Raw genomic sequence first — 12,879 nt, forward strand, 5'->3', positions numbered from 1 at the left:
TAAACCTATCTGTAATCACCTCAAAAACCAAATGAATTTTATGCGCTCTTCCGCCTGCAAACAATATTCTTATGGCTGTATTTACTATTGTAACAGTAAAAAGTATTGAAAGCCTATATCCTTATCTGAATGCGCTGTCTCAAAACTCCACAAAAAAACCACCGGAAATCCGGTGGTTTCAAATATTATTGATAATACTAATCTTACGCTTCAGTTGAAGGATTGTTATTTTCAGCAGGCTTTTCACCTTCAGGTCTTGGAGGTCTTCCCTCTCCTTCCGGTCTTGGTTTCCCTTCAGGTCTTGGAGGTCTTGGCAACAAAACTTTTCTTGAAAGCTTCATTTTTTTACGGTCATCATATCCCATAAATTTCACCTCCACTTCATCTCCTTCCTGATATGGAACTTTATCAAGACGCTTCCACTCTATTTCCGAGATATGAAGAAGTCCTTCCGTTCCTTTTGCAATCGCTACGAATGCTCCGAAGTCCATGATCTTCACCACTTTTCCGTTATACACCTGCCCTACAACAGGAACAAATGTGATTTCGTTGATTTTTGCCACTGCCGCATTGATCTTCTCTCTGTCGGTTCCTGCAATTTCGATACGGCCGATTTCACCGATTTCTTCAATCGCGATCACCGTACCGGTATCCTTCTGCATCTGCTGAATGATTTTTCCACCAGGCCCGATTACCGCACCAATGAAATCTTTCGGAATTTCCATTACCACCATTTTCGGAGCGTGAGGTTTTACGTCTGCTCTCGGTTCAGTAATTGTTTCCGTGATTTTATTTAAAATATGTAATCTTCCGTCTTTTGCCTGCATCAAAGCTTTTTCCATGATATCCATAGAAAGCCCCTGAATCTTGATATCCATCTGACAAGCGGTGATACCGTCTGCCGTTCCCGTTACTTTAAAGTCCATATCCCCAAGGTGATCTTCATCTCCTAAGATGTCAGAAAGTACCGTGAATTTTCCGGATTTCGTATCTGTGATCAATCCCATTGCAATACCGGAAACAGGTTTTGTAATCTGTACACCTGCATCCATTAACGCTAAAGTACCTGCACAAACTGTTGCCATTGAAGACGAACCGTTTGATTCCAGAATATCAGAAACAATTCTGATCGTATATGGATTTTCTTCAGGAATTACAGCCTGTAAAGCTCTCTGAGCCAAGTTTCCGTGTCCTACTTCTCTTCTTGAAGTTCCTCTTAAAGGTCTTGCTTCACCTGTTGAGAACGGCGGGAAATTATAATGTAAGAAGAATTTTTCGTCGTGCTGAGAAATAACACTGTCTACCATATTGGCATCTTTTACAGAACCTAATGTTACAGCTGTTAAAGACTGCGTTTCCCCTCTCGTAAAGATCGCAGAACCGTGCGCTCCCGGAAGATAGTCGATTTCAGACCAGATCGGACGTATCGTTTGAGGATCACGGCCATCCAGACGGATATTGTCTTCTAAAATCATCTGGCGCATTGCCTCTTTCTCTACATCATGATAATATATTTTTGCGAAAGGAGATACTCTTTCCAGTTCTTCAGGATTATCCACATACTGAGCAAGGAATTCTTCCAGAACCGCTTTGAATTTTTCTCCTCTTTCTTCTTTAGCAGATGGAGTTCTTGCAACTTCGTACACTTTATCGTAAGTCTCTTTCCACACTTTTTCACGGATGGCTTCATCGTGAACTTCGTGAGAATATTCTCTTTTAGGGAAAGCCTTGCCTACTTTTTCAGCTAATCTTTCCTGAGCTTCAATTTGTTTTTTGATTTCAGCATGGGCGAAGATGATCGCTTCCAGCATTTCCTGCTCGGAAATTTCCTTCATCTCTCCTTCTACCATTACGATTGAATCTTTAGTCGCTCCAACCATAATATCAAGTTCAGATTCTTTTAACGCTTCATAACTTGGGTTAATAGCCAATTCGCCGTCGAATCTTACCACTCTTACTTCAGACATCGGCCCGTTGAAAGGAATATCCGTAATAGCAATCGCTGCAGAAGCTGCTAAACCAGCTAAATCGTCAGGGATGGTTTGTCCGTCGTAAGAAATTAATGAAATCATTACCTGCACTTCCGCATGGAAATCTTCAGGGAAAAGCGGACGTAGCACTCTGTCTACCAAACGCATTGTTAAAATCTCCTGATCAGAAGGTCTTGCTTCTCTACGGAAAAAGTTTCCCGGAATTCGGCCTCCTGCATAAAATTTTTCTCTGTAATCTACCGTTAATGGTAAAAAGTCCACTCCCGGATTTGCTTCTTTGTTGGCTACAACAGTTGCTAAAAGCATTGTTCCACCCATTTTTACTACCACAGATCCATCAGCCTGCTTTGCTAATTTGCCTGTTTCAATTGTAATTTCTCTGCCGTCTGCAAGAGTAATCGTTTCTGTAAACGCTTGAGGTACACTCATAAAATTTTTCGTGTCTTGTACTCCGTATTGAGTACGAATTAATATTTAAACTCTTTAAATTTTCGATGCAAATTTAATGTAATTATTTGGATAAAGCACTTATTCAGGCTAAAATCCACATCAAAATACAGGGTTTACCTATATTTTCAGCATCTGAATTTTTTGTTTCTCTATACTATAAATAAAGAAAAAAGCAACCTCTTTCGAAGTTGCTTCTTATTAAATCTCTGTAGATTATTTTCTTAAACCTAGTTCAGCGATGATCGCTCTGTATCTTGTAATATCTTTTTTCTTAAGATAATCCAATAAGCTTTTTCTTTTACCTACTAATTTCACCAAAGATCTTTCAGTGTTGAAATCATGACGATTAGCTTTCAAGTGCTGAGATAGGTGGTTAATTCTGAAAGTGAAAAGAGCTACCTGTCCTTCAGCGCTTCCTGTGTCTTGTGCAGATTTTCCATGTTTTGCGAAAATTTCTGCTTTTTTTTCTGTTGTTAAGTACATTCCAATATTGTTTAATGATTATTATGTAACGGCTGCAAAAGTACGACATTTTTTTGATCCCGCAAAGATTATTGATTTCATAAATTGAATTTGATAGATAAAAATGTTAAAAAATTCTTAAAAAAATTATGCTATCCGACTAAAAGGCAGTAATTTTGCATATGAATTAATGATGAGAAAAACTACTACTTTCATAATTTTCGCCATCTTCATCTTATCCGGCATTTCTTTGCTTAAAGCGCAGAGAAGCGATGATCTTAAGATAAAAAAAGTTTTATACTTCAATCCTGAAGTAGATCCTGATATTGAGGAGATCAAGGAACCTACCAATACGGCATTTTTCAGTGCTGTTTCCGACAATTTAAGCGAAAGAAAAAATAAAATGATAAAGACTGAAACGCAAGTTTCTTTCGACAGCATTGATAAAAAGACGATTTCAGATTATTGTCTCAACAATGATGCAGATTTTGCCATTGTACCCAAAGTAAAATATTTCAAAGTAGGAATCGGAAAATATGTTTTCTCCAATCAGGTTATCGTTAGTATGAAGCTTTTTGATGCTGAAGGAAATCTCCTTACACAAACCGATTACGACACCTACCGAAAAAATATGCGGCTTTTGGGATCCACCGTAAATTCAATAAAAATTGGAACGAACGGCGCCATCAAAGGAATTCTTAAGCAATTAAGGAAAATAAAACCTTCTGATGAAAACGGTTTTTAATTTCTGATTTTCATATTCATAACTCCTTACAGTATTATTACACAGACTTTTAAATAAGATATTATGCTCGTCATTGAAGTTCATAAAATTATATTCATCATTTGGTGAAAAATTAAATTATTTTTATTATTTTAGTTTAAACAATTCATTCAAACTATCTCAATTCAAATTCTTCTACACTCGCAGTTTTTTGTGAGTGTTTTTTTGTTTGTAAAAGTATTAAGACATATAACAATCACTATCATAAATATTTAATGTTTATTTTTTATCATTTAAAAGTGAATAATATAATATTTTTTATTATATTTATTAATTAAAACTTAGCATTATGAAAAATTTAAAGAAACTTACCCGAAACGCTCAGAAAGCGATCAACGGCGGCGTACTGCAGAGATGTAAATACCATTTTGAATGCCCGGGAGGGTCCTGCTGTCAGGATGTTTGTGTGTACTATAACTGCCCGGAAGTTTAATTATTAAAACAATATAATCACCAAAAATCTATTATTATGAAAAATTTAAAAAAATTAACCAGAAAACAACAGGAAAAGATCAATGGTGCAGCTCTTAAAAAATGTACCAGCCATTCACAATGCGTTATAGGATGGTGCTGCAATATGATGTGCGTGGAATATGCCTGTATAGAAGAATAAAAACCCGGCCAAACAAAATTTGAATTCTAGCATCTGTTTACAGGTGCTTTTTTGTTTATAACTTTAATTAATTCTTAAATTTAAAGCAGTTTTGGCTTGTTTTAAAAATTTGAACTATTTTTGCGTATCCAAAAAAATGACGTTTTGAATTCTAGAGACGAACTTATCTTCAATCCTGCCGATATTGCCGAAACTCTGAGCGAATTGCACGCTGATGAGAGGCTTTTAGCATTTCTGAAAGTTCCGAAAGAATACAAAGCTGAAGTTTTTTCACACCTTGATCCTGATTTTCAGGAAGAAACCATCCGAAGTATCGGAAGTGACGAAGTTTCTGAAATCCTTAATGCCATGACTCCTGATGACCGGACGGCTCTGTTTGAAGACTTTCCGGATGAACTCATAAAATATTCCATTAATCATCTTAATCCGCAGGAAAGAAGAATTGCATTAAAACTATTAGGATATGATTCCGATTCTATTGCACGTCTGATGACACCTTATTATATCCAGATCCGTAAAGAATGGACGATAAAAAGATGTCTTCAGCAAATCAAAAAAGTCGGAAGCAAGGTAGAAACGATGAATTACCTCTACGTTGTTGATGAAAGAAATCGCCTGATTGATGATATTGCTCTCGGAAGTCTTTTGCTAGCAGAGGAGGATACTTTAATTTCAGAGATTACTGATAATCATTTTGTTGCCATTACAACGACTACTTCAAAGGAAGATGCCGTACAGTATTTTGAGAAATATGACCGTGCTGCGCTTCCGATTATTACAGAAGCCGGCGTTTTGGTAGGAATTGTAACTATTGATGACATTCTCGACCAAATCGAGCAACAAAATACCGAAGATATACAGAAATTCGGGGGTCTTGAAGCTTTGGATCTTCCCTATACGCAGACTTCCCTGATCGAAATGGTAAAAAAGCGAGGTATGTGGCTGATTATTCTATTCTTCTCAGAAATGCTCACTGCTTCGGCGATGGGATATTTTGAAGATGAAATTCAGAAAGCAGTTGTTCTTGCATTATTCGTTCCTTTAATTATATCCAGCGGTGGGAATTCCGGTTCCCAGGCAGCCACTCTGATTATTAGAGCAATGGCGCTTCAGGAGATCGGACTGAAAGACTGGTGGTACGTGATGAGGAAAGAAATATTCACAGGGCTTCTTTTGGGTGGAATTTTAGGAGTTATCGGCTTTATGAGAATCATGGTCTGGCATCAGGCCGGCTTTTTCAACTATGGAATACATTGGGCATTTGTAGGCTTAAGTGTGGGAGTTTCTCTTGTTTTAATTGTACTTTGGGGTACACTGTCCGGTTCTATGGTTCCGTTTATTCTTAAAAAATTAAAGCTTGACCCGGCTACTTCTTCTGCTCCATTTGTAGCCACATTGGTGGATGTTACGGGACTTATTATCTATTTTTCCGTTGCCGGACTTTTCTTAACGGGCAAACTTTTGTAATTTTAGGCAACCACTAAAATATCATCATGAAAGTTGTTTCTCTTGTTCCCTCAATTACTGAGGCTCTTTTTGATTTGGGCTTAACTGAAAATGAAGTGATCGGCAGGACAAAATTCTGTATTCACCCCAAAAATATGGTAAAAAATGTACCTGTTATCGGCGGTACAAAAAATATTAATATTGATAAAATCAGAGAGTTAAAACCCGATCTTATCCTCGCTAATAAAGAGGAAAATGTAAAAGAACAGGTTGAAGCTTTAATGGATAATTTTAAAGTAATTGTCAGCAATGTAGAGAATATTGAAGACAACTATTATCTACTTAAAAATTTAGGCAAAATCTTCAATAAAGAAGGTAAAGCACAGCTTTTTAATCTTAAAATTTATGATGTTCTCAATCAGGCTAAAATTAATCAAAAAGTAAAAGTTGCCTATCTCATTTGGAATAATCCTTATATGACGATAGGATCTGACACGTTTATTCATAAGATACTGGAAGAAATCGGTTTTGAAAATGTATTTAAAGGTAAAAAACGTTATCCGCAGATTGAAACAGAAGATTTAGCCGATGCAGATATCATCATGCTTTCATCCGAACCTTTTCCATTCAAAGAAAAACATATTCATGAGCTGAAAGCGTTTTATCCTGATAAAAAAATAATGATTGTAGACGGAGAAGCTTTCTCGTGGTACGGAACGCACATCGCAAAATGTGAGAATTATTTTAAAGAATTGGTAGATGAAATTAGTCTAAGTTTCGGTTAAAGCCATTCTCATCTATCAGATTTTAAACGTGTAAAGTCTGAATTTGTTGATTATTTAAAATCATAGAAAGACTCCGGCCCTTCGGGCCGGAGTCAAATATTTCAAAAACAATTTATTACAAAATTTTAGAAACTTCATTGCAAAGCCATTCCAATAATTCCCTGTCTTCATCAGTAAAAGGATCAACGGTATGGGAGTCGATATCGATCTGTCCGACATTTTTTCCGTCTTTGAAAATAGGAACAACGATTTCCGCTTTTGTATCGATGGAACAGCTCAGATAGTTGCTTTCTTCCTTTACATCAGGTACTACAAAAGTTTCGTTTGAAACCGCAACCTGTCCGCAAATTCCTTTACCATAAGGAATGATGGTATGATCTGTGGGTGCACCTACGTAAGGTCCTAATTTCAATTCGTCTTTATCTCCGTTCTTGAAGTAAAAACCAGTCCAGTTGAAATAAGATATTTCCTGATCCAAAAGATGACAAACTTTTTCAAGTTTCTCTTCCGTATTATGTTTAGGGCTTTCTAAAATCGATAAAAGCCTTTTTTTTAGTTCTGACATTTTATATTATTTTTAAGAGAATTGTTTTAGCGAAAGTTCTTCTTTATAGCCAAACATTCCGCGTTCTTTAATCATTTCTGCAACACCTTCCGGAACCTGAGTTTCCCAGCCTTTGATATTACAGGCGATTTTTTTCAAAATATCCCTTGAATAAATTTCCAAAAACTCCGGATTGTAGTTGGTAATATCTACTATACGTTCGTTATGTTTGAAATATTTATACAATTCTTTAAGATTTTCTTCCACTTTTAATGTTGAAGAATCTAACAGTTCATGTGTTTCAGGATCTTTATAAGGATAAAGATATACCCGCATTCCGTTTCGGAAAAATTTACCGAAAGCTTCCAGAATTCCTCCCGAAAGATTTTTGTAATATTTTTCGTCAAAAACCATCAGCAGATTATTCACCCCCATAGCAACACCGATATTTCCACTCGTATATGAGGCAAAATAATCGATAAGTCGGTAATATTCAGAATAATTGGAAACAATCACCGTATATCCCAACTGCGCCAAAACATCAACCCTGTCGAGGAAATCCCGCTCATCAATATCGCCGTCCGCACGAAGATTTGAAATGGTGATCTCAATTAAAACTTCAATTTCGTCCGGTGTACAAATTGCATCTTTCTGAAACATCTCAAGGCCATTTTTCAGCATATCGATATTCACTTTTGTCACCGGTCGAAAACTTCCTCTCACTGCAAAAATATTTTTCTTGTATAAAATATCTGCAGGAAGCATATTGTTTCCTTCGGAGTTAAAGATCACAGCATCTGTCATTCCGTTTTTAACCAACTGTAAAGACATCAATCTGTTATCGACATACGAAAAAGCTGGTCCATTAAAATCGATCATATCAATTTCGAGGTTGTCTTTGGCCACGTCATCGTATAAAGATTCAATTAAATTTCTAGGATTATCATAGTAATGAAATGCTCCGAAAATAAGGTTTACACCAAGATTCCCTAAAGTTTCCTGTTGTAACGTAGCATCATTTTCTTTAAATTTTACATGAATAACAATTTCATTATAATCTTCATTTTCCTTCACCTGAAAACGAATTCCTACCCAACCGTGTCCCCTGACGGTTTTATCAAAATTAATGGTGGTAACGGTATTTGCGTAAGAAAAAAACTTTCTGTTCGGGTTGTTTTCTCTGGAAATCCTTTCTTCGATCAGGGCAACTTCATAACGAAGCATTTTTCGAAGTCTGTTTTGGGTAACATATCTGTTTTTCACCTCTTTTCCATAGATCGCATCACTGAAATCTTTGTCGTAAGCCGACATTGCTTTAGCAATTGTACCGGAAGCGCCTCCTGCTCTAAAAAAGTGTCGAACAGTCTCCTGCCCTGCTCCAATTTCCGCGAAAGTACCATAAATAGTAGGATCTAGATTAATTGTTAATGCTTTTTGTTTAGGAGTTAGTTTCTGATACATTAGGACATTAAATTTTTCGTAAATTTACCAAAATTAAAACAACCTCAAAAGAAATGAAGTTGAAATTTTTAGGAACGGGAACTTCACAGGGTGTACCGGTGATTGGCTGCACCTGCGAAGTATGTACATCAGAAAATCCCAAAGACAATCGTCTCAGGTCTTCTGTAATGGTAACCACAGATGAAGACAGAAAAATACTGATTGACTGTGGCCCAGACTTTAGACAACAAATGCTTGTAAATAAGGAAAATACAGTTGATATTGCATTATTGACCCATGAACATAACGACCATGTGATCGGTCTTGATGATATGCGTCCTCTTATTTTTAAAAGTGAAAAAGACATGCCTCTCTATTGCAATTCGAGAGTAGGAAATGAGGTTAAAAAAAGATTTCCATATGCTTTTGCAGATGAAAAATATCCGGGAGCACCCGCCTTTGAGCTTCACGAAATTGAGAACAAACCATTTACCATTTTAAATACTGAAATTACACCTGTCGAAGTAATTCATTTTAAAATAACCGTTTTCGGATATAAATTTAAAAATCTCGCTTATATTACCGATGCCGGATTTATTTCTGATATCGAAAAGGAAAAGCTTAAAAATTTGGATATATTAATTTTAAACTGCATCAGGAAATTTGATCCGCATCCTGCTCATTTTATCCTTGCTGATACCATTAAACTGTTTGAAGAACTGAAACCTAAAAAATTATTTTTAACACATATTAGTCATCACTTCGGCCTGCATGATGTTGAAGACAAACAACTTCCATCCGGCATGCATTTAGCTTACGATGGTCTGGAAATAAATTTTTAATTTTTTCCTGAAAATATTTTTCAGTATTAATAAAAAGTTTCTATATTTGCACACCGATTCAAAGAAAGGTAACACACCGGCCCAGGTGGCGGAATTGGTAGACGCGCTGGTCTCAAACACCAGTTCTTAGGAGTACCGGTTCGATCCCGGTCCTGGGTACAAGACCGGAAAGAGGTGATAATTCACTTTCTTTCCGGTTTTTTTTAGTCCCTAAGTCATTGTTTATCTGGTATATATAAGAGAGTAAAACATTAGGTCGGGTGGTTCGATAATGATTTTTTGAAAATTGCAATTTTTGAGGAAATATCGAACCAATTATTTTGCGTTTCACGTCAATATCCCCGTCAGTATAGACTTTCGCAAGATCTACCAGGTTCGATAATGCTTGGTCTAGTAGTTTTAAAAAATCAATTTTTTTATTATCTTTTCCTTTAGTTAATTTAGCTTCGAGCTTTTCAATTTGCCCTTTACATTCGGTTTTAATTTCAAAATAATCATCGTCATCAATTACCCCTTCCATCAGTTTATTTCTTGCCTGTTTTAATCTGCTGTTTAAACGATCTATCTCTAATAGAATTGCTTTCCTTTCCTTTTGGGGATTATTAATTAATTTTTCAAAATTTTGTTTCAATACCTTTTTTAAATAGTTTTTTATAGATGCGCGCATTTCCAATGACTGCAATAGCTCTAAAAATTTTGAATTAATAATCTCAGATTTGTACCGGTATGAACAGGGAGACTGGCAATGGTAGTAATAATACTTATTTCCGGAACGTCCCGTAGATGCACTACCTGTGATCAAATGACCGCAATCCGGACAAACTAGGAAACCTCTTAATGGTAAATTATCGTCAGATAATACTTTTACATTGGGTCTGGCTGGATTCACATTTCCGTCCATTATACATTGAACTTTTTCGAATAGTTCTTCACTGATCAGAGGTTCATGAATACTTTTAACAAAATGAGCCTCCTCTTCATTGAATTGCTCCACATAAATTTTCCCACAATATGCCGTATTGCGTAAACTTGCTAGAAAAGCACTTATCTTAACTGATTTTCCTTCCTTTCTGTTCATCATATCCATTATCTGACTCGCTGAATATACGCCTTTTGACATTTCGTTAAATGCCCATCTCATGTTAGAAGCTTCTGGTTCCTTCAGAGTTATATACTTCTTTCCGTTCTCCGTTATTTTGTTAGCATAGCCGTAAGGCGCCCTTCCCATTAATCTGCCTTCTTTTTTAGCACGGCGCATTCCATAATAAGTATTCAAAGCGCGCCTGTCGTTTTCGACTTCTGGCGCAGCAAGATATATAGCCAACATCATTTTATTTTCTGGAATTGAAAGATCTAAAGGTTGCTCAATGGCCTGCGGCTCTACGTTAATTTTCCTAAGTATATTAATCATTTGATAGGCATCACCAGCGTTCCTGCTGAAGCGATCCCATTTTGTAAAAAGCAGCAGATTTGTTTTCGAGCTTTTTTTCTTTAGCGTATCCAATAATTTAATCCACTCCGGCCTGTTAAAAGTCTTGGCTGAGTAATCTTCATAAATGATTTGACCTACCTGAATGTTATTGTTTTCACAGTACCGTTTTAATCGCTCTTCCTGATCTCTTTGTGAGTATCCCTTATCTGCTTGCTCATCAGTTGACACACGGATATATAAATCGGCTTTTTTCATATTTAAATCTTAGAAAATATTATTGTTCTAAAAAACGCTTTATAGTAATTGTTGATAGCATTTTTAAAAATTCTACAATCAGTTCCGCTTCCGCTATAGTTAGCTCAATTTTTTCCTCTTCTTTAAAAATTTTGATAATCTCATCAATGCTAATATTAATTTCAAGTTTCCTTTCCACGACCGATATCTTTTAAATAAAAATATCCGGCATAATTAATCGCAATTAATTGAGGTACTTACCTGCAACACTTGGCTTAGAAGTGCAAATTAATCTTAACATAAAAACTATAGTTTATCAGACTTTTAACGTTTACTCAAAAGATACTGCTTTCGGAAGCAGTATTCTACACAAATGCATTAGCACAGACTACCTCCCGTAAATCTGCATTAGCAACAGAATTTATAATTTTGTTTATTATTTTTAAAGCGGCAACAAGATTTGTTGTGAAGAAATTCATCATTCTTAGATCCAACTAAAATACAAATAATCAGTTGAATGTTAAAATTATACAGTATAAATCTAATTATACTTTGTAAAATTTTGTAGGGACGGAGCATGAAATTGACACTTTTTTGCCTTAATTTGAATTCAAGGGCTTATGAACTCAATTATCCAATTTGCTTTTTAAGTTCGTCCTTACTTGGAAGGATCGCCTTATACTCTTTTGCAAAAATAGTATTGTTGTTTTCTGGAAGTGTAAACTCGATCACTGTTTTGTTCTCTTCTTTGCAAAGAATAATTCCAATGGTAGGGTTCTCTTCTTCCAACTTCACTTTTCTGTCATAATAATTGACATACATCTGCATTTGCCCAATATCCTGATGGGTCAGCTTTCCAATTTTTAGATCAAAAAGCACGAAGCACTTCAATAAACGATTGTAAAACACTAAGTCCACAAAGAAACTATCGCCTTCGAATGTAAATCTTCGTTGCCGCCCTTCAAAGAGAAAGCCCTTTCCTAATTCTAGCATAAAATGCTCTAATTTATTGATGATCCCAGTTTCCAAATCACTTTCGGAATAGCGATTATCTTCTTTTAGATCTAAGAATTCCAAAACATAGTGACTTTTTAAAACATCGGTCGGCTTTTCTATGATCTGTCCTTTCTGGGCTAACTTCTTCAAATCTTTCTCGTTCCTGCTTAATGCCAACCTTTCATATATAGCTGAATTAAATTGTCTTGTAAGCTCTCTAACACTCCAGTTATTCTGGCTCGCCTCTATTTCATAGAAATTTCTCTCATCTGAGTTTTCGATCTTCATTAATTGAATGTAGTGAGACCACGATAATGAGAAAAAAGAATTACGAGACACTGATTCATAAATTACAGCCTCAGCAGAATTACGAGACGCTGTTTCGTATTTTTCAGAAATTCTATTTTGATACATTAAATAAAACTTTCTCATCCACTGCAAATTATCCACTGAATAGCCTCTGCCGAATTCTTTTGTCAATTGTTTACTTAGATTTTTCAAGGTTTCTTTTGCATACTCTGCTCTGTCCTTTCCATCCTGCTCATTCTCAATGATTACCTTACCTATTTCAAAATAAGTCAATAACATAGCCGTATTGATATTTCGAACAATACTGCTTTTAGCATTTTCGATTAACTGCTTTATTGAAATGAAAAGATGTGATGACAATTGACTCATACTTACAAATTTAAAATTATTTCTTTACTAAATATCGATATTATATGGTGGTAAATATGCCATTTTAAGGATATCAAAATAAAATTGCTGCATTTGGCAGTATGTGGCAGTACTTGGCTTTGTAAGATAAAAAAACACAAAGTAAAAAAACTACCTACAACTTCATTAATAATTAAGATTTT

Annotated in this window: 13 protein-coding genes and 1 tRNA gene; 7 read left to right on the forward strand and 7 right to left on the reverse strand. The window is 35.6% G+C overall.

Translation table 11 applies throughout. The annotated features are described in order from the left end of the window. Nucleotides 1-203: 203 nt before the first annotated feature. A complete protein-coding gene (locus ACWNCI_RS08565) occupies nucleotides 204-2,420 on the reverse strand; it encodes a polyribonucleotide nucleotidyltransferase (protein WP_449387993.1) in 2,217 nt (738 codons plus the stop codon). A gap of 234 nt (nucleotides 2,421-2,654) precedes the next feature. After that, nucleotides 2,655-2,924: a 30S ribosomal protein S15 gene (gene rpsO, locus ACWNCI_RS08570; RefSeq protein WP_034704056.1), complete on the reverse strand. Its 270-nt coding sequence runs from the start codon at nucleotides 2,922-2,924 to the stop codon at nucleotides 2,655-2,657. 169 nt (nucleotides 2,925-3,093) lie between these two features. On the opposite strand from rpsO, the gene ACWNCI_RS08575 reads away from it, so the two are divergent. From ACWNCI_RS08575 to ACWNCI_RS08595, 5 genes are all read left to right on the forward strand, one after another. Further along, nucleotides 3,094-3,648, forward strand: a complete 555-nt coding sequence (locus ACWNCI_RS08575; RefSeq protein WP_346984633.1) for a pyruvate decarboxylase — start codon at nucleotides 3,094-3,096, stop codon at nucleotides 3,646-3,648. Between the two features lie 328 nt (nucleotides 3,649-3,976). Beyond that, the gene (locus ACWNCI_RS08580) at nucleotides 3,977-4,120 is read left to right on the forward strand and encodes a bacteriocin-like protein (RefSeq protein WP_346984632.1); all 144 of its coding nucleotides are present in this window, start codon (nucleotides 3,977-3,979) and stop codon (nucleotides 4,118-4,120) included. Between the two features lie 36 nt (nucleotides 4,121-4,156). Continuing rightward, nucleotides 4,157-4,300 carry a bacteriocin-like protein gene (locus ACWNCI_RS08585; protein ID WP_449387994.1) on the forward strand — a complete coding sequence of 48 codons (144 nt, stop codon included), beginning with the start codon at nucleotides 4,157-4,159 and terminating at the stop codon, nucleotides 4,298-4,300. A gap of 144 nt (nucleotides 4,301-4,444) precedes the next feature. Then, nucleotides 4,445-5,767 carry a magnesium transporter gene (mgtE, locus tag ACWNCI_RS08590; RefSeq protein ID WP_346984631.1) on the forward strand — a complete coding sequence of 441 codons (1,323 nt, stop codon included), beginning with the start codon at nucleotides 4,445-4,447 and terminating at the stop codon, nucleotides 5,765-5,767. A gap of 26 nt (nucleotides 5,768-5,793) precedes the next feature. Beyond that, entirely contained in the window at nucleotides 5,794-6,531 is a 738-nt protein-coding gene (locus ACWNCI_RS08595; protein WP_449387995.1) for an ABC transporter substrate-binding protein, read from the forward strand. Between the two features lie 115 nt (nucleotides 6,532-6,646). On the opposite strand, the gene ACWNCI_RS08600 is transcribed toward ACWNCI_RS08595, so the two are convergent. After that, on the reverse strand, nucleotides 6,647-7,096 hold the full coding sequence (locus ACWNCI_RS08600) for a GAF domain-containing protein (RefSeq protein WP_042719917.1): 450 nt from the start codon (nucleotides 7,094-7,096) through the stop codon (nucleotides 6,647-6,649). Between the two features lie 12 nt (nucleotides 7,097-7,108). Continuing rightward, complete coding sequence (locus tag ACWNCI_RS08605) at nucleotides 7,109-8,536, reverse strand: TonB-dependent receptor (RefSeq protein WP_346984629.1); 1,428 nt, start codon at nucleotides 8,534-8,536, stop codon at nucleotides 7,109-7,111. A 53-nt stretch (nucleotides 8,537-8,589) separates the two neighbouring features. Between ACWNCI_RS08605 and ACWNCI_RS08610 the strand changes: the two genes are divergently transcribed. Together ACWNCI_RS08610 and ACWNCI_RS08615 are read left to right on the forward strand one after the other, a co-directional pair. Continuing rightward, entirely contained in the window at nucleotides 8,590-9,357 is a 768-nt protein-coding gene (locus ACWNCI_RS08610; RefSeq protein WP_346984628.1) for an MBL fold metallo-hydrolase, read from the forward strand. 79 nt (nucleotides 9,358-9,436) lie between these two features. After that, nucleotides 9,437-9,516 (forward strand) — tRNA-Leu (locus ACWNCI_RS08615). Here the strand turns inward: ACWNCI_RS08615 and ACWNCI_RS08620 are convergent. The 3 genes from ACWNCI_RS08620 to ACWNCI_RS08630 form a co-directional block, all read right to left on the reverse strand. Next, nucleotides 9,470-11,044 carry a recombinase family protein gene (locus ACWNCI_RS08620; protein ID WP_323673773.1) on the reverse strand — a complete coding sequence of 525 codons (1,575 nt, stop codon included), beginning with the start codon at nucleotides 11,042-11,044 and terminating at the stop codon, nucleotides 9,470-9,472. The genes ACWNCI_RS08615 and ACWNCI_RS08620 overlap by 47 nt on opposite strands. Before the next feature lie 19 nt (nucleotides 11,045-11,063). Beyond that, the gene (locus ACWNCI_RS08625) at nucleotides 11,064-11,222 is read right to left on the reverse strand and encodes a hypothetical protein (protein ID WP_322924938.1); all 159 of its coding nucleotides are present in this window, start codon (nucleotides 11,220-11,222) and stop codon (nucleotides 11,064-11,066) included. A gap of 431 nt (nucleotides 11,223-11,653) precedes the next feature. Further along, on the reverse strand, nucleotides 11,654-12,697 hold the full coding sequence (locus ACWNCI_RS08630) for a PDDEXK nuclease domain-containing protein (RefSeq protein WP_322924936.1): 1,044 nt from the start codon (nucleotides 12,695-12,697) through the stop codon (nucleotides 11,654-11,656). Nucleotides 12,698-12,879 lie beyond the last annotated feature (182 nt).

The sequence above is a fragment of the Chryseobacterium lineare genome (genome assembly GCF_977014045.1).

Excerpts from the sequence above, each read along its gene's own strand:
- ACWNCI_RS08565 (WP_449387993.1), bottom strand. The coding sequence starts at position 2,420 with ATGAGTGTACCTCAAGCGTTTACAGAAACGATTACTCTTGCAGACGGC.
- rpsO (WP_034704056.1), bottom strand. The coding sequence starts at position 2,924 with ATGTACTTAACAACAGAAAAAAAAGCAGAAATTTTCGCAAAACATGGA.
- ACWNCI_RS08575 (WP_346984633.1), top strand. The coding sequence starts at position 3,094 with ATGATGAGAAAAACTACTACTTTCATAATTTTCGCCATCTTCATCTTA.
- ACWNCI_RS08580 (WP_346984632.1), top strand. The coding sequence starts at position 3,977 with ATGAAAAATTTAAAGAAACTTACCCGAAACGCTCAGAAAGCGATCAAC.
- ACWNCI_RS08585 (WP_449387994.1), top strand. The coding sequence starts at position 4,157 with ATGAAAAATTTAAAAAAATTAACCAGAAAACAACAGGAAAAGATCAAT.
- ACWNCI_RS08595 (WP_449387995.1), top strand. The coding sequence starts at position 5,794 with ATGAAAGTTGTTTCTCTTGTTCCCTCAATTACTGAGGCTCTTTTTGAT.
- ACWNCI_RS08600 (WP_042719917.1), bottom strand. The coding sequence starts at position 7,096 with ATGTCAGAACTAAAAAAAAGGCTTTTATCGATTTTAGAAAGCCCTAAA.
- ACWNCI_RS08605 (WP_346984629.1), bottom strand. The coding sequence starts at position 8,536 with ATGTATCAGAAACTAACTCCTAAACAAAAAGCATTAACAATTAATCTA.
- ACWNCI_RS08610 (WP_346984628.1), top strand. The coding sequence starts at position 8,590 with ATGAAGTTGAAATTTTTAGGAACGGGAACTTCACAGGGTGTACCGGTG.
- ACWNCI_RS08620 (WP_323673773.1), bottom strand. The coding sequence starts at position 11,044 with ATGAAAAAAGCCGATTTATATATCCGTGTGTCAACTGATGAGCAAGCA.
- ACWNCI_RS08630 (WP_322924936.1), bottom strand. The coding sequence starts at position 12,697 with ATGAGTCAATTGTCATCACATCTTTTCATTTCAATAAAGCAGTTAATC.